This is a genomic window from Roseovarius confluentis (assembly GCF_002917925.1).
Classification (GTDB): Bacteria; Pseudomonadota; Alphaproteobacteria; order Rhodobacterales; family Rhodobacteraceae; genus Roseovarius; species Roseovarius confluentis.
The window spans coordinates 94,607-110,654 of the sequence record NZ_PPFE01000009.1; the positions used below are offsets into that span (position 1 = coordinate 94,607).

16 protein-coding genes are annotated in these 16,048 nt (G+C 65.3%); 9 read left to right on the forward strand and 7 right to left on the reverse strand.

Features of this window, described 5'->3' with window-relative positions; genetic code table 11:
* Window positions 1–107: 107 nt before the first annotated feature.
* A complete protein-coding gene (locus C2I35_RS17620) occupies window positions 108–695 on the reverse strand; it encodes a riboflavin synthase (protein ID WP_103764438.1) in 588 nt (195 codons plus the stop codon).
* A gap of 153 nt (window positions 696–848) precedes the next feature.
* Between C2I35_RS17620 and C2I35_RS17625 the strand changes: the two genes are divergently transcribed.
* From C2I35_RS17625 to C2I35_RS17640, 4 genes are all read left to right on the forward strand, one after another.
* Window positions 849–2,141 carry a capsule polysaccharide biogenesis protein gene (locus C2I35_RS17625; RefSeq protein ID WP_103764368.1) on the forward strand — a complete coding sequence of 431 codons (1,293 nt, stop codon included), beginning with the start codon at window positions 849–851 and terminating at the stop codon, window positions 2,139–2,141.
* Between the two features lie 95 nt (window positions 2,142–2,236).
* A complete protein-coding gene (locus tag C2I35_RS17630) occupies window positions 2,237–3,385 on the forward strand; it encodes a polysaccharide biosynthesis/export family protein (protein WP_245890534.1) in 1,149 nt (382 codons plus the stop codon).
* Window positions 3,385–5,424 carry a capsule polysaccharide biogenesis protein gene (locus C2I35_RS17635; protein WP_103764370.1) on the forward strand — a complete coding sequence of 680 codons (2,040 nt, stop codon included), beginning with the start codon at window positions 3,385–3,387 and terminating at the stop codon, window positions 5,422–5,424. The genes C2I35_RS17630 and C2I35_RS17635 overlap by 1 nt, the downstream gene beginning before the upstream one ends.
* A gap of 52 nt (window positions 5,425–5,476) precedes the next feature.
* Window positions 5,477–6,151, forward strand: coding sequence for a cupin domain-containing protein (locus tag C2I35_RS17640; RefSeq protein WP_103764439.1), 675 nt, complete (start codon window positions 5,477–5,479; stop codon window positions 6,149–6,151).
* A 45-nt stretch (window positions 6,152–6,196) separates the two neighbouring features.
* Here C2I35_RS17640 and C2I35_RS17645 read toward each other — a convergent pair whose 3' ends face one another.
* Both C2I35_RS17645 and deoC read right to left on the reverse strand, forming a co-directional pair.
* Entirely contained in the window at window positions 6,197–8,542 is a 2,346-nt protein-coding gene (locus C2I35_RS17645; protein ID WP_103764371.1) for an aldehyde dehydrogenase family protein, read from the reverse strand.
* A gap of 36 nt (window positions 8,543–8,578) precedes the next feature.
* The gene (gene deoC, locus C2I35_RS17650; protein ID WP_103764372.1) at window positions 8,579–9,568 is read right to left on the reverse strand and encodes a deoxyribose-phosphate aldolase; all 990 of its coding nucleotides are present in this window, start codon (window positions 9,566–9,568) and stop codon (window positions 8,579–8,581) included.
* Window positions 9,569–9,749: 181 nt separating this feature from the next.
* Between deoC and C2I35_RS21950 the strand changes: the two genes are divergently transcribed.
* The 3 genes from C2I35_RS21950 to C2I35_RS17660 are packed head-to-tail and all read left to right on the forward strand — an operon-like array spanning window position 9,750 to window position 11,598.
* Entirely contained in the window at window positions 9,750–9,962 is a 213-nt protein-coding gene (locus C2I35_RS21950) for a hypothetical protein (RefSeq protein WP_146050062.1), read from the forward strand.
* Window positions 9,959–10,651: a response regulator transcription factor gene (locus C2I35_RS17655; protein WP_103764373.1), complete on the forward strand. Its 693-nt coding sequence runs from the start codon at window positions 9,959–9,961 to the stop codon at window positions 10,649–10,651. The genes C2I35_RS21950 and C2I35_RS17655 overlap by 4 nt, the downstream gene beginning before the upstream one ends.
* The gene (locus tag C2I35_RS17660) at window positions 10,636–11,598 is read left to right on the forward strand and encodes a sensor histidine kinase (RefSeq protein ID WP_103764374.1); all 963 of its coding nucleotides are present in this window, start codon (window positions 10,636–10,638) and stop codon (window positions 11,596–11,598) included. Before C2I35_RS17655 ends, C2I35_RS17660 begins: the two co-directional genes overlap by 16 nt.
* Before the next feature lie 10 nt (window positions 11,599–11,608).
* On the opposite strand, the gene C2I35_RS17665 is transcribed toward C2I35_RS17660, so the two are convergent.
* The 3 genes from C2I35_RS17665 to nrdR are packed head-to-tail and all read right to left on the reverse strand — an operon-like array spanning window position 11,609 to window position 14,262.
* Window positions 11,609–12,643: a hypothetical protein gene (locus C2I35_RS17665; protein ID WP_103764375.1), complete on the reverse strand. Its 1,035-nt coding sequence runs from the start codon at window positions 12,641–12,643 to the stop codon at window positions 11,609–11,611.
* Window positions 12,644–12,676: 33 nt separating this feature from the next.
* The gene (gene ribD / locus C2I35_RS17670) at window positions 12,677–13,789 is read right to left on the reverse strand and encodes a bifunctional diaminohydroxyphosphoribosylaminopyrimidine deaminase/5-amino-6-(5-phosphoribosylamino)uracil reductase RibD (RefSeq protein ID WP_103764376.1); all 1,113 of its coding nucleotides are present in this window, start codon (window positions 13,787–13,789) and stop codon (window positions 12,677–12,679) included.
* Window positions 13,786–14,262: a transcriptional regulator NrdR gene (gene nrdR / locus C2I35_RS17675; RefSeq protein WP_103764377.1), complete on the reverse strand. Its 477-nt coding sequence runs from the start codon at window positions 14,260–14,262 to the stop codon at window positions 13,786–13,788. Before nrdR ends, ribD begins: the two co-directional genes overlap by 4 nt.
* A 228-nt stretch (window positions 14,263–14,490) precedes the next feature.
* On the opposite strand from nrdR, the gene C2I35_RS17680 reads away from it, so the two are divergent.
* Window positions 14,491–15,168 (forward strand): SDR family oxidoreductase, encoded by a 678-nt coding sequence (locus C2I35_RS17680; protein WP_103764378.1) that lies wholly within the window; start codon window positions 14,491–14,493, stop codon window positions 15,166–15,168.
* 14 nt (window positions 15,169–15,182) lie between these two features.
* On the opposite strand, the gene C2I35_RS17685 is transcribed toward C2I35_RS17680, so the two are convergent.
* Entirely contained in the window at window positions 15,183–15,599 is a 417-nt protein-coding gene (locus C2I35_RS17685) for a secondary thiamine-phosphate synthase enzyme YjbQ (RefSeq protein WP_103764379.1), read from the reverse strand.
* Between the two features lie 105 nt (window positions 15,600–15,704).
* Here C2I35_RS17685 and C2I35_RS17690 point away from each other — a divergent pair, with 105 nt between their 5' ends.
* Window positions 15,705–15,908: a dodecin family protein gene (locus tag C2I35_RS17690; RefSeq protein WP_103764380.1), complete on the forward strand. Its 204-nt coding sequence runs from the start codon at window positions 15,705–15,707 to the stop codon at window positions 15,906–15,908.
* Window positions 15,909–16,048: the final 140 nt, after the last annotated feature.

A 16,048-nucleotide genomic window follows, 5' to 3' on the forward strand; every position in this document is an offset into this window, starting at 1 on the left:
TGAACCGGGCCAAACCGCGAAAACGCCACCGACGCGATGCCACCGGGATACCGACGCGATACCGACGTCCGAAAAAGTTAATATCAGCGGCGTTAACGGCCTTTGCGTCAGACCGATTCTGCCAGCCGTGCGACGTAGCGCGCCAGCGTGTCGATCTCCAGGTTCACCATGTCACCCACGGCGACGCGGCCCCATGTCGTGACCTGCTTGGTATGCGGGATGAAGTTGATCCCGAACACCGCGCCCTCGACCTCGTTCACCGTCAGCGACGTCCCGTTCAGCGCCACCGATCCCTTGGGCGCGATGAACTTCGCCAGCGCGTCCGGGGCGCGCAATCTGACCCGCGTGCTGTCGCCCTCGTCCTCGACGCCGACCACCTCGGCCAGGCCATCGACATGGCCCGACACGATATGCCCGCCTAGTTCATCCCCGACGCGCAAGGACCTCTCAAGATTGACTTTTCTGCCTTCGGCCCAGGTGTCCAGGTTGCTCTTCGACAAGGTCTCTGCCGACACGTCCACGTCGAACCAGTCCGGCCCCTTGTCCACCACCGTCAGGCACACGCCGTCACACGCGATCGAGGCGCCCATGTCGACGCCCGACATGTCATAGCCGGTGCCGATGCGCGCCCGCAGATCGCCGCGCGTTTCAAGCGCGCGTATCTCGCCCATATCCGTGATGATCCCGGTGAACATGACTGTCTCCCTGTGGTCCTGCTCCGACCTACCGGGCCAGCCCGCCCAAGGCAAGAACCGGCCCATCGTCCCGGGCCTTAATTTCGTCTAAATACTGGTTTATTAAGGTCGAAAAGATTAATCACACGTCATGCGTGAAAGAGGCAGAAGGGTATGAGGTCAGCGACCGGCGACAACCGGGTCTTTTTGTTTTTGCAAGGTCCGCACGGCCCGTTTTTTTCCAAGCTCGGCCGCATGTTGCGCCATGCCGGAGCGAATGTCTGGCGCGTGGGCTTCAACGCCGGTGACGCGGCCTTCTGGCGTGATCGGGCGAGCTATATTCCCTTCACCGGCACCGCCGAAGATTGGCGTCCCACCTTCCGCGCACTGGTGCAGGACAAGCGAGTCACAGACCTCGTGCTTTACGGCGACACCCGCGCCATCCACGCCCAGGCCATCGAACAGGCCCGCGAGATGGGCCTGACGATCCACGTCTTCGAAGAAGGTTACCTGCGCCCCTACTGGGTGACGTACGAGCGTGGCGGCTCCAACGGGCATTCGCGGCTCATGGAGATGGGCGTCGATGACATGCGCAAGGCCCTGGAAAACTCCGACATGGACACCGCCCTGCCGCCCGCCTCGTGGGGCGACATGCGCCAGCATATCTTCTACGGCGCGGCCTATCACGGCTGCGTCCTGCTGTTTAACCGCAAGTACCGCAACTTCCGTCCCCACCGCGCCCTGACTGTCCGGCAGGAATTCACCCTTTATCTCAAACGGTTGGTCCTCATGCCGTTTCAGGCTATCGACCGGCGCATCGCCACTTGGCGCATCCGGCACGGCGGCTTCCCCTATCACCTGGCGCTGCTCCAACTGGAGCACGACGCCTCGTTCCAAAAGCACTCGCCGTTCGACACGATGACGGACTTTCTCGAAACCGTGACCGAGAGTTTCGCCAACGGCGCGCCGAAACATCATCACCTCGTGGTCAAGGCCCACCCGCTCGAAGATGGTCGCACACCCATCCGCGCGGAACTGCGTCGCCTTGCCCGCAAGCACGATGTCTTCGACCGCGTGCATTACGTCCGCGGCGGCAAGCTGGCGCGCCTTCTGAACGAGGCCCGCAGCGCCGTCACGGTAAACTCCACCGCAGCACAACAGGTGCTCTGGCGCGGGATTCCGCTCAAGACCTTCGGCGAGGCGGTCTATGCCAAGCCCGAATTCGTCTCGACAAAGCCCCTGCGTGATTTCTTCGCCGGGGCAGAACGGCCAGACCGCAAGGCTTATGGCGACTACCGCCGCTATTTGCTTGAAACCAGCCAGGTTGCCGGCGGCTTCTATTCCTCCAGTGGCCGCCGCCAGTTGCTGCGCCAGACGGTGGACATGATGCTCAGCCCCGATGACCCCTATGACGCCCTGGTCACAGGCACCGCGGCCCCAAGGCAACAGTTGCAGGCCGTCACATGAACATCCGGCGCTAAGACACTGGATTTTCGCACCGCTTCGCGTTAGCGTGGGGAAAAAAAACCGAGGCAGACAAAACAGGTCGAGGAGACCGGGCAGTGAAACTCCAATCCAAACGATGGGCGAAGTCCGTCGCATTGGTGCTTGTCGTGAGCATGGTTGCGTCGTGCAGCTTCCTCCCCCGCTCAGGCCCCAGCAAACGTCAGATCTATTCCGGTTCCGTGCAACGATCCGGCGACGCCTTCGTGGTGTCCGTCAATGACCGCGTGACCCGCGCCACGGCCGTCCAACCCGCGCTCGGCTTCACCGAAGCGTTCAAGAACGCGGGCCTCGTCGGCTCCGACACGATCCGCCCCGGCGATACGCTGGGCCTGACCATCTGGGAAAACGTCGATGACGGCCTGTTGGCCGGCGAAGGCGCCAACCAGACCCTTCTGGAAGAAGTGCAGGTCGACGGGGCCGGCTTCATCTTCGTGCCCTACGCGGGGCGCATCCGCGCCGCCGGCAACACGCCCGAGGCGATCCGGCGCATCATCACCTCCAAGCTCGATGAACAAACCCCGGACCCACAGGTCGAGGTGCGCCGCCTTGCAGGCGACGGCGCGACCGTGTCTCTGGTGGGCGCGGTGGGCGGCCAGGGTGTCTACCCGATCGAACGTCCGACCCGAACGCTTTCGAACATGCTGGCCGCCGCAGGCGGTGTGACCATCGAGCCCGAAATCGCGCAGGTTACCGTAATCCGGGGCGGAATGCGCTCCAAGGTCTGGTTCCAGGATCTCTTTCGTAATCCCGGGTTCGATATCGCCCTACGCGGCGGTGACCGTATCCTGGTCGAGGAAGACACCCGCGCCTTCACCGCGCTCGGCGCCACCGGCGGCCAGGCCCGCGTGCCCTTCCCCTCGCCCACGATCTCCGCGATCGAGGCCATTGCCCAGGTCGGTGGCCTCCAGGCCAACGCGGCCGACCCCACCGGCGTCTTCGTGCTGCGCAACGAACCGGCAGAAATCGCCAACCAGGTGCTCGGCCGCAACGACCTCGTGGGCGCGCAGCGTCTGGTCTACGTGCTGGATCTGACGCAGCCCAACGGCATGTTCATGGCCCGTGATTTTGCCATCCGCGACGACGACACGCTCTACGTGACCGAGGCGCCCTTCGCCCAGTGGAGCAAAGTCATCGGCGCTCTGACCGGCACGCTCGGTGCCGTTGGCTCCGTCTCGACCGCAGGCGATACGCTCAGCGGGAACTGATGGCGCAATACATCCACTCGGAACCCGCCGGAGCAGATGCCTCCCGGCGGGTTTTCTATTTCAACGCGGGCTTCCTGCGTCAGCGCCGTATCCGCCGCATCCTGGATCTCGCCGGCCTGCCCCTGCAATTGGGCAAGCCCGGCGCAGAGGACCTGATTGCGGTCTGGGGCCGTTCGCCCTATGCCGCGCGGGGCGAGGCGATGGCGCAAAAGACCGGTGCCGGGATCGTGCGCGTCGAAGACGCCTTCCTGCGCTCGCTGCGTCCCGGTCGCGCGGGCGAACCGCCGCTGGGACTGCTTATCGACCATACCGGCGTGCATTTCGACAGCAGCGCACCCTCGGACCTGGAAACACTTCTGGCCACCCATCCGCTGGACGACACCGCCCTGATGGACCGGGCCCGCGGCTGCATCTCCCGCATGGCCGAGGCGCACCTGACCAAGTACACCGCCTTCGATCCCGCCGCTTCCTGCCCCGCGCCGGGCTACGTCTTGGTGCTCGACCAGACCCGCGGCGACGCCTCCGTCATACATGGCGGGGCCGACGCCAACACCTTCCGCGAGATGCTCCTTTACGCGCAGGAGGAGAACCCCGGCTGCCCGGTCCTGATCAAGACCCACCCCGAAACCGTGCAGGGCCACCGCCAAGGCTATTTCGGTCCGGAAGACACCTCGGACCGCGTCAGCCTGTTCTCCGATCCCGTCAGCCCCTGGAAGCTCATGGAAGGCGCCGTCGCGGTCTACGCCGTCACCTCCCAGCTCGGATTCGAGGCGATCTTCGCCGGGCACAAACCCCATGTCTTCGGCCAGCCCTTCTATTCCGGCTGGGACCTGACCGAGGATCGTCACCCTAATCCCATATCCCGCCGCGGCCGCACCCTCTCAAGGGCCCAGCTCTTTGCCGCCGCGATGATCCTCTATCCCAAGTGGTACGACCCCCACCGCGACCGGCTGTGCGAGCTGGAAGACGCGATCTCCTTCCTCGAGGCCCGCACGAACGCATGGCGCGCCGATCACCGGGGCTGGGTCGCCTCGGGCATGCGTCTGTGGAAACGCCGCCCCCTGCAAAAGGTCTTCGGTGCCGAGAAGCGCGTGACCTTCAAGGACAATCCCGCCCACGCCGCGCGCGTCGCCGACGCCACCGGGCGTGCCCATATGTGCTGGGCCGGCAAGACGCCCGCCGACATGGCTGTCATCCGGGTCGAGGACGGATTTCTGCGCTCGCGCGGTCTGGGCGCAGAACTGGTTCCGCCCCTGTCACTCGTGTGCGACGATCTCGGCATCTACTATGACCCGACCCGCGAAAGCAGGCTGGAGCGCTGGATCATCCGGCGCGAAACCCTGCGCCCCGACCAGGACCTGCGCGCCGAACGCCTGATCCGCCGCCTCGTGTCCTTGGGCCTCAGCAAATACAACCTCGGCCTCTCGGTTCCGGACCTGCCCGACGGCCTCCGCGTGCTGGTCCCCGGCCAGGTCGAGGATGACGCTTCTATCCGCACCGGCGCGGGTCGGACTTCGACCAACCTCGCCCTGTTGGAATCGGCCCGCGCCGCGCATCCCGATGCCGTCCTGCTCTACAAACCCCACCCCGATGTCGAGGCGGGCCTGCGCGAAGGCACCATTCGTCAGGCCGACCTGGACAGGCTCGATGCCATCGCCCTGCCCCGCACCGACCCCGCCGCACTGTTGTCCCAAGTCCAGCGCGTCTTCACCATGACTTCGCTCACTGGGTTCGAGGCGCTGCTCCGCGGCGTTCCCGTCACCACCACCGGCGCGCCGTTCTATGCAGGATGGGGCCTGACCACCGATACCGGCGACGTCCCCGCCCGCCGCGCCGCGCGACCAACGTTGCACGGCCTGGTTCATGCCGCTCTCATCGACTACCCGCGCTATTTCGACCCTGTCACCGGACAGCCCTGCCCGGTCGAGGTCGTGCTGGACCGCCTCGCCACCGGCGACATCCCCCACCCCGGTCCCGCCAACCGCCTTCTGGCAAAGCTTCAGGGCCTTTTTGCCTCGCGCGCCAGCCTCTGGCGGTGACAATCCGGCCAGCTGCCTTATCTTGGAGGCAACGAACGGCAAGGAGGATCATATGGACCGCAACAGCGACTTCACCCAACGCGCCGTGGTGCACGCCGCCGACGAGGACTGGGTCGCCTCGCCCATGCCCGGCGTTGACCGGCGCATCCTCGACCGCATCGGCGACGAAGTGGCCCGCGCCACCTCGATCGTGCGCTACGCCCCGAACAGCGCGTTCTCGTCCCACGTCCACACGGGCGGCGAGGAATTCCTCGTGCTCGAAGGCGTCTTTTCGGACGAGCATGGCGATTTCCCCGAAGGCAGCTATATTCGCAATCCGCCGGAATCGTCCCACACGCCGGGGTCAGAGCCCGGCTGCACCATCCTCGTGAAGCTCTGGCAGTTTGACTTGTCCGACCGCACCCATGTGCGCATCGACACGAACAAGATGCGCTTTCTGCACGACCGCGACGATGTCGAAATCATGCCGCTCTTTTCCGATGGCCGCGAGGATGTCGCGCTGGAACGCTGGGCGCCGGAGGCGCGCGTCTCGCTCGACGCACCCGACGGGCTGGAATTGCTGGTGCTGGACGGCGGCTTCACCGAAGGCGGCGAGACCTTCAAACGCCTCAGTTGGCTGCGCCTGCCGAAAGGCGCGTCATCAACCGCCCAGGTGGGAACCAACGGCGCCCGTGTCTGGATCAAGCGCGACCACCTGCGCGAAACCCCGACCGGCCCCAAGACGTAACCCGTCCCGGACCTGATCCGGGACCTCTTCAGGCCCGGTCAAAGGTCACTCCCCGTAAGGCACCCATGCCGTCTTGACCTCCGTCGCCGCCTCCAAAAAGGCACGGCACCCGCCGGCATCATACCAGTCCAGCGCGCGTCCGTTGTTCACCCATGTCCGCTTGAGGTTTCCGGCACTCTCCCGCTCGATCACCTCCGACAAGTCGGCCGAGGCAAAGCTCCAGACCGCCTCGACATCCGCATGCCCGGCCAGGTGCGGTGCAAGCTCCGCGACCGGCCCGACCAGCAGGTTCGCCACGCCCGCCGGCACGTCCGATGTTTCCAGAACCTGCACCAGTTCCATCGCCGCCAGCGGAAACGGTTCGCTGGCTATCAGCACCGCGCGATTGCCCATCGCCATCACCGCCCCCAGCACCGACACGAGACCCAGCAGGGGCGCCTCATCCGCGCAGAACGCGCCGATCACGCCCACCGGCTCGCGCAGGGCCAGCGCCATGCCGCGGATCGGCACCGCGGCAGCCTCGCCCGCGAACTTGTCCGCCCAGGCCGCCCATGTAAACAACCGGTCGACACTGGCCTCCACCTCGCTTGCGCCACTGCGCCCGCCGCTCATCGCGTTCAGCACCCGGGCAAAATCATCCGCCCGCGACGAAAGGTTCTCGGCCATGTAATAAATGATCTGCGCCCGCGCATGGCCGCTGGTCCGACCCCAGGCCGCTGCTCCGCGCGCGGCCTCCACCGCGTTACGGATATCCTTGCGGTTGGCCACCGGAACCTGCCCCAGCGCCTTGCCCGACTTGCCGTAGATCACGCGCGAATACCCACCGTCGGGCCGCGTCTGCTTACCCCCTATGTAGAGCTTCGGTGTCCGGTCCATTCCTTCGACCACACCGTTTGCGCCTCCCGTGAACCCCGCGACAGGGCGCAGCGCCTTTTGTGCCCGAGTCGGCTTCAGATAGGCATCCAGCCCCGCCCAGCCGCCTTCGCGCCCGAACCCACTCTCGCGCACACCGCCAAAGGGTGCCGCCGCGTCGAACATGTTGGTCCCGTTCACCCAGACCACGCCCGCCGCCAGCTTCGGCGCCACGTCCAGTGCCAGGTTGAGGCTTTCCGACCAGACCGACGCCGCCAGCCCGTAGCGCGTGTTGTTGGCCAGCGCGACGGCTTCCGCAGGTGTCCGGAACGTGGTCGAGACAAGCACGGGGCCGAAAACCTCTTGCTGCATCAGCGTATCCGACGGTGCCAGCCCGGTGATCAGCGTCGGCGGATAGAAGGCACCCGTCTCCGGCATCTCGACTGCCGCGGCAAACCTCTCGCCTGCGGCACTGCCCTCGACCAGCCGCCGCACCCGCTCCACCTGCACAGGGTCGGCCATGGCACCCACGTCAATGCACTTGTCCAGCGGGTTGCCGATGCGCAGCTTGCCCATTCTCTCTTGCAGCCGTGCCTGAAAATCGTCGGCAATCCCCTCCTGCACCAGCAGGCGCGAGCCCGCGCAACAGACCTGGCCGCCATTCAGCCAGATCGCGTCGACCAGCCCCTCGATGGCGCTGTCGATATCGGCATCCTCGAATACGATGTAGGCGCTCTTTCCGCCCAGCTCCAGCGTCAGCGCCTTGCCCTGCCCCGCCGTCTGCTTCCGTATGCGCCGCCCCACGTCGGTCGAGCCGGTAAAGGCCACCTTGTCCACGCCCTCATGCGTGACGATCCGCTCGCCAACTTCCCCGTCGCCGGTCACGATGTTGACCACCCCCTTCGGCAGCCCGGCCTGCCTGCAGATATCCGCGAAAAGAAGGGCTGTCAGCGACGTCCATTCCGCCGGTTTCAGAACCACGGTGTTGCCCGCCGCCAGCGCCGGTGCCACTTTCCATGCCAGCATCAAAAGGGGGAAGTTCCACGGGATCACCTGCCCGCAAACCCCGTGCGCGCGCCGGTCAGGTCGCTCGACCTCCAGCAATTGCGCCAGCCCGGCATGGTGATAGAAATGCCGGTGCACCAAGGGCACGTCGATGTCGCGGCTTTCGCGCAAGGGCTTGCCGTTATCCAGCGTCTCCAGCACCGCGAAGAGCCGCGCGTTCTTTTGCACCAGCCGCGCCAGCCCATAAAGGTACCGCGCCCGCCCGGGCCCACCCAAGCGCTCCCATTTCGGCTGGGCCTTCCGCGCCGCCGCCACGGCGGCATCCACGTCCTCCGCGCTGGCCTGGCTCAGCAGCGCCAGAACTTCGCCCGTGGCCGGGTTCTTCGCTTCGAACCCCTCACCCGGCGCGGTGAACGCCCCATCGATGAAATGCCCGAACCGGTCACCCTGGTCCACCAGCCAGGCATAGGCATCGGCGGCGCTTTCCGGCGCGGGCCCATACTCCATGCTTTCGAAGATTTCCTTGACGGTCATGGCTTCATCGTTCCCGAAACACTCAAATCCATCCGCTTACCCCAAGCCATGTCGCCACCCCGCCGAATACCGCCCGGTGACATGATGTTCCAACTGCCGTTCGATATCGCCCAGCAGGCTCGACGCGCCAAAACGGAACAGATCAGGCCGCAGCCACCGACCTCCCAGCTCTTCCTTGATCATCGACAGGTACACCAGCGCCTCCTTCGCCTTCGAGATGCCCCCCGCGGGCTTGTAACCCACCCGGTAACCGGTCGCCGCGTGATAGGCCCGGATCGCCCGCAGCATTACAAGCGTCACCGGCAGCGTCGCGTTCACGCTCTCCTTGCCGGTCGAGGTTTTGATGAAATCCGCCCCCGCCATCATGCAGACCAGCGACGCCCGCGCCACATTGCGCAGGCTACCTAGTTCCCCGGTGGCCAGGATCGCCTTGACATGTGCGTTGCCACAAGCGGAGCGAAAGGCCTGCATCTCGTCGTAAAGCGCCTGCCAATCGCCTGTCAGCACATGCCGGCGCGAGATCACGATGTCGATCTCGTCGGCACCTTCCGCCACGCTCGCCTCGATCTCGGCCAACCGCAGGTGAAACGGCGACAGGCCCGCCGGAAACCCGGTCGAGACGGCGGCCACCGGAATTCCGCTGCCCTCCAGCGCCCTGCGGGCCGGCGCGACCATATCGTGATAGACACAGACCGCGCCCACGGTCAGCCCTTCCATCCCCAGGGCGTCCAGCAGGTCAGTGCGCACCGGCTGGCGCGCCTTGGCGCAGAGCCGCGCGACGCGCCCCGCGGTGTCGTCGCCTGCTAGCGTCGTCAGATCGATGCAGCTGATGGCCCGGCACAACCACGCCGCCTGGTACTCCTTCTTGACCGTCCGACGCCCCGGCAGCGTGCCCGCCCGCCGCTCGACCGCCGAGGTGTTCACCGCAACCGCCGCCACCTGGTCGAGGTCCAGCGGCGCGCCCGCGTTGCGCGGCTCCAGCGTCTGCGGCAGGTGCGTCTGCGCGGTCTCTGTCCGGATCGTCATGGCCACCGTTCAAGCATGGAAAATCACCCGCGAAGCGTCGCATGCACGCCGCTCCTTGGCAAGCCGCAGCCGGGCGCGGGCGCGCCTGCACGATACCTGCACAACCGCGCCGCCAACCGGTGCACATCTCTGCCCTAAACTACCTTCACCAACCTCATATTCGCACCCAGAGGAAATCCCAATGCGACACGCCTTCCTATTCGAACCTCGCGTTCACCGCGCCCGATCCCGGCACCGCCGCGCCCTGCTTCTCGCGCTTGGCCTCGCCATCCTGTCGGGCCTCGCGGTGTCGGGCACAACCTACGCGACTTCACCGGAACGACAGGGCTTTTCCAAACCCGGCCAATCGCCTAGCTTCATGCCCGAAACAGTACGCCTGCGGATCGAAGAATGAGCCATATCCTGATCGTCGACGACGACCCCCAGATCCGCGATGTGCTGCGCATCGCCCTGAAAAAGGCCGGACACGACGTGGCCGAGGCCGGCGACGGGGCCGAGGGGCTGGCCAAGGCCCGCAGCGGCAAGGCCAACCTCATCGTGCTGGATATCGGCCTGCCCGAGATGGACGGGCTCGAAATGTGCCGCCGCTTGCGCGCCGACCACGACACGCCCGTGCTTTTCCTGACCGCCCGCGACGAAGAAATCGACCGGGTCCTCGGTTTTGAGCTGGGCGGCGACGACTACGTGACCAAACCCTTCTCGCCGCGCGAACTGGTGGCCCGCATCCGCGCCATCCTCAAACGCACAGAACAAGGCCCGGTCACCGGCATGACCCAGCCGCTCAGCCACGGCGCCCTTCGCCTCGACCCCGAGCGGCACCTGTGCAGCTTCGGCACCCAAACCGTCGCGCTGACCGCCCGCGAGATGTCGCTGCTGGAACACCTCATGACCCGCCCCGATCACGTGGCCACCAAGGCCCAACTGACCGATGCGGTCTACGGGCCGACCATCCACGTATCGGACCGCACCCTCGACAGCCACCTGCGCAACCTGCGCGCCAAGCTGGCCGAGGCGGGATGCGTCGACGCCATCGAAACAGTGCACGGGGTCGGGATCCGGATGGGCGCATGCCAGGCGGCGTAAAGCAGCGCATCCGCCAGAAATGGCGGCCGCCCTTGGCCCTTGTGATCGGGGGCACACTCTCGGCGGTGCTGGTGCTTCCGGTCATCGCCATCGGCTATTTCAAGGTTGCGGGCTTTATCCTCGGATGGGGCGAGACCACCCTGCTGATCGGCACGCTGGCCGTGGTCACGACCCTACTGCTGGCGTTCCTTCTGTGGCGGCTTGTGCTGCGACCGGTCTACGCGCTGACCGCCCATGCAAAGGCGGTGAAAGACGGGCGCGACGACGCTCCTCTTCCCCGGCATTTCGGCACCCCGGAACTGACCGCTCTAGGCCAGGCTGTGCTCGACATGGGCAGCACCCTTCAGGACCGGGAGGCCGGCCTGCGCGCCTATACCAACCACGTCACCCACGAGCTCAAGTCGCCGCTCACCAGCCTGATCGGTGCCACGGAACTGCTCGAAGACGACACCTCGCCCGAGGACCGCGCCAAGCTGACCGAGACGATCCGCACCTCGGCCCTGAAGATGCAGGTTCTTCTGGATGCGTTGCGCCGGCTTGCCAAAGCGCGCGATCCGCTGGGGCATGGCCCGACGCAGCTCTCCGTAGCGCTGAACAAGGTGGAAGCGGGCGTGGCGCTCGACCTGCACCACGACCGCGCCGTACCGCTGGACCCAGACGCTCTGCACGCCATCCTGACCCACCTTTCCCAAAACGCCGCGGCGCATGGGGCCCGGCAGCTAAAGGTTACCGGCACCGAGAACGGCTTTACCGTGCAGGATGACGGGCCCGGCATCGCCGAAGGCAACCGCGCCCGCATTTTCGAGCCGTTCTTCACGACCCGCCGCGCCACGGGAGGCACCGGAATGGGGCTGGCCATCGTGCGCACCATGCTCGGCGCCGCCGGGGGTGACATCGCGCTGCTGCCATCCAAGCGAGGCGCACTCTTCGACATCACTTTCGATTGACGGCGCGCGCTCAGCGGATCCGCTTGTAAGCGGCCCGCTCGCGCAGGACCAGCACCGCGGCACAGCTTGACAGGCGCGACATGCCGGGCCGGTCCGAAAGGTATTTCTGGTTTGGCTCGTCTCGGGCCAGCGCAGCGCGGCGCAGGGTCATGATCCGCGCCCGCGCACTGTTCAGAAACTGCTCCTGCGGGATCACCTTTTCATACGGGCTGTCGAGCCGCGACACCTCGTAGAACCCGCCTGTCAGCGCCAAAAGCGCCACCCCGCAGGCGCCAACCTGGTTCGGGCATTCCGCGCGGCACAGATCGGAGATCGGGCGCGCCGACAGGTCGCGCAGCACCCAGTCCTCGATCGGCTTCCGCCACCTGTTTCCAGCGCTCATGTCCCCGAAACCAAAACCCAATGCCAGAAACTGCGCCATGCCCAGCGTCTCCGGGTCGTCCGCGCTGATCACTTCGGGTCCCAGCGACAGCATGTGGCGCAACGCCGCCATGCCATCGGCCTGCGGCTCGGGCGTGTCGGCGAGAAAGGCAAGGTACGGGCGCATCTCGGGCAGGATCGTCTCGCTGGCCACCAGTTTCTCGCGCATGGCACGCGACCCATAGAGCGCCGCGATCCGCGTAGGATAATCCGTGGCCTGCCGCTCGCCTGCCTGCCACAGCGCGAAATGCGTCTGCAATTGCAGGAACGGCTTACGCGAACGCAGGAACATCTCGGCAAGCCGGTTGCCTTCGCTTGCCTCTACCGCCAGCCAGCTGCGCCCAAACCGGGTCTTGCCCGACATATCGCGAAAAAGCGTCCGGCGCGCATCCGGCTCCAACCCCATGCGATAGGGCGACGGACCGCGATCCATCGTCTCGATCCGGGCCAGCAGGATACGCGCATCGCTGTGCCCTTCGCGGGCCAGCTGCGCCAGAAGCGGCAGGCTCTGGGAATCGTCGCCCGAAAGCCAAAGCGCCACCGCTTCGTCGAATGCGGCCTGCGCGAAAGCGGCCCCGACCCAAAGCCAGAGCATCACAATTGCTGCGCATGTTCCCCTGATCATTCCCGGCCCCTCCTTCGCCGGACCGCCTTCATTCTATAGGCCCAGGGCCATCTGTCCTGCAACCCAGACGTGCAAAACATCTTCACCCAACGCCTTTTGTTCGACAAGGTCGAAGCGCCTCGCCCCGTCCAGCCGATCAAGCCCCAGCGCTCCAATCCCCGGAAGGCCCTCGGCCCCCATCGCAAATCCTGCCGTGATCCCGGCCATCCGATCTACCAGCCCTTCCGCCAAGAGCGATGCCGACAGCGCCCCGCCGCCTTCGCAGAAAACCCGGGTCAGCCCACGCCGCCCCAGCTGGTTCAGGACAGAGCCCATATCCAGCTGCCGTCCCGATAATCCGCAGGGCACCATCTCGGCGCCAAGCCCCCGCCAAGCCTCGACCAGCGCGGCATCCGCATCGGGGCCGTGGCACATCCAGACCGGCACCTCCGATGCTGTCCGCGCCAGCACCGACATCAACGGCACATCCAGCCTGCGCGACACCACCACGCGCACTGGCTGATGGTCGACCCCCATGTCGCGCACCGTCAGCGATGGATCGTCCGCGCGCGCCGTACCCGCGCCGACCATGACGGCGTCGTGACGCGCCCGCGCAGCATGCACCCAGCGCCGCGCCTGCGGTCCGGTGATCCACTGGCTGTGCCCGCTGGCGGTGGCGATCCGCCCGTCAAACGACGTTGCCAGCTTCAGCGTCACTTCAGGGCGCCCCCGCGTCATCCGGCTCAGAAACCCGCCAAGGTCATACTGTGCCTCCGCCGCGCAATTTCCGATCTCGACCGTGATCCCGGCCTCACGCAGCGCCGCAAAGCCCCGGCCCGAGACCCTCGGATCGGGGTCGCCAATGGCCACCACCACACGTGCGATCCGGGCCGCTATGATGGCGTCGGTGCAGGGTGGTGTCCGTCCGTGATGGGCGCAAGGCTCTAGGCTGACATAGGCCGTGGCCCCCTCGGCCGCCGCGCCGGCCTGTTCAAGCGCGATACGCTCGGCATGCGGCCGCCCGCCAAGGCCCGTCGTGCCGCGCCCCACAATGCGCCCATCCTTGACGATCACGCAGCCCACGGCAGGGTTGGGCCAGGTCCGGCCCAGCCCGCGACGCCCAAGGCCCAATGCCAGCCTTAGAAAGCGGATGTCGTCCGAGCTCACGTCTCTCCGGGCTCTTCCACAGCACCCGGCCGCAACTCGCTGACGAACTTGTCGAAATCGTCTGCCGCCTGGAAGTTCTTGTAAACGCTGGCAAAGCGGACATAGGCCACGGTGTCGATCCGCGCCAGGCTTTCCATCACGATCTCGCCTACCGTCTTTGACGGAATATCCGTCTCGCCAAGGCTTTCCAGCCGTCGCACTATGCCGGAAATCATCTGCTCCACCCGCTCCGGCTCGACCGGGCGTTTCTGCAAGGCGATCCGGATCGACCGTTCCAGCTTGTCGCGGTCGAAATCCTCGCGCCGGCCGTTCGTTTTCACGACCACCAGGTCGCGCAATTGCACGCGTTCATAGGTGGTGAACCGACCACCACAGGCCGGGCAAAACCGCCGCCGCCGGATCGAAACGTGATCCTCTGCGGGGCGTGAGTCCTTCACTTGAGTGTCGATATTTCCGCAAAACGGGCAGCGCATCGGCCGGTCCCCTTTTCTTCTCTGCCTCTGATGGTCATGGGTCTATTGCCCAGTTATCCACAGCCACTATAGGGCAGCCGCAAAGTTTTGGGTAGAGGGCAAATTCAGTCGCAACATCGAGCGTAGTTCTAGGCCTTTGTTGCTGCGACGAAGCGCCCGGGGAACGCTTGCCGGATTGTTTCGTTGCCGCTCCAGCGAAAGATAGAAACCCAACTCAAAAGGATCATCATGACCCGCAAAACACTCTTTATCACCGGCGCCTCAACCGGCATCGGCGCTGAAACGGCCCGCAAGGCCGTCGAATCCGGCTGGAACGTCGCGCTCTTCGCCCGCAGCAAGGACAAGCTCGAAGCACTGGCATCGGAGCTTGGCGACGACCACACTCTTGCCTTGGCCGGCGACGTCACGGACATGAAAGAACTGAAAAACGCCATCGACAGCGCCACCGATCATTTCGGTGGCCTCGACGCCGTGTTCGCCAATGCCGGGCGCGGGCTCGACACGCCGGGCGTTGAAAACGGCGATCCCGACGAGTGGCGCAAGATGCTCGATCTCAACATCAACGGGCTGCTCTACACCATCAAAGCCGCTTTCCCGCATCTGCAAAAATCCAAGGGACACGCCGTGCTCACCGGCTCGGTGGCGGGCAAGATCAATCTGCCCGGCTCGATCTACGGTGCCTCCAAGTGGTTCGTCCAGGGCTTCGCCGGCAACCTCAGCCAGGAAATGCGCGAATGGGGCGGCCGTTGCACCGTGATCTGCCCCGGCATGGTGGACACGCCATTCTTCGACGAAGCCAAACCCGACAAGTTGAAGCCCGAAGATATCGCCAGCGCCGTGGTCTTTGCCCTCGACCAGCCCCAACGCGCCGATGTGCGAGAAATGGTCGTTATGCCCACGGGCTGAGGCTCGGGCCTGACTTAGGCCAGGTGCGCCGCCACTTTGCGGGTGTGCGGCGCATCTCGATGCTCGAAGACGTAAATACCCTGCCACGTGCCTAGTACGAGCCGCCCGTCGCTCACGGGAATCGCCAGGCTCACCGGCATCATGGCGGCCTTTATATGCGCGGGCATGTCATCCGGTCCTTCATAGGTGTGCGTCAGATATGACATGGACGGATCGCTCGTCGGCGGCACCAGCCGCGCAAAATAATTCCGCAAATCGGTCTGCACCTCGGGATCCGCATTTTCCTGGATCAACAGGCTGGCCGAGGTGTGGCGGACAAACAGCGTCAAAAGCCCGTGTTGCACGTTCTGCTTGGCGATCCAGCCGGTGACATCTCGGGTGAAGTCATAAAGACCCTGCCCGCGCGTCTTGATTTCAAATTCCGTCTGCATGTTCGAGATTTACCGTCACGGTGCTGATGACACCAGCCCCGGAAACGCAGGAACCTGAGCGGAACCCCAGACGTTTTAAGAATGGACGGGGAAAGGAGGACTGCAATGTCTATCGCAAGAGTGACCGAAATTTCCGCAACCTCGACCGACAGCTTTGATGATGCCGTTAAGCAAGGCATTCAGCGCGCGTCCAAAACGCTGCGCAACATCGAAGGTGCATGGGTAAAGGATTCGAACGTCAAGGTTGCAAACGGAAACGTCTCGGAATTCCGCGTAAATCTCGCCGTGACGTTTCTGCTTGACGATTGACCCGTCGTGAAAGCTGGCTCTAGTTGGAAAGAGCCGTTCAGATGTGGGAAGAAATGCGCAGACCCCTTGGTTGAGGCCAAGGGGTCTTTTGTTGGGCGATGACAGAAAACAAATGAAAACGACGCCTTCCGGCGCCGTTC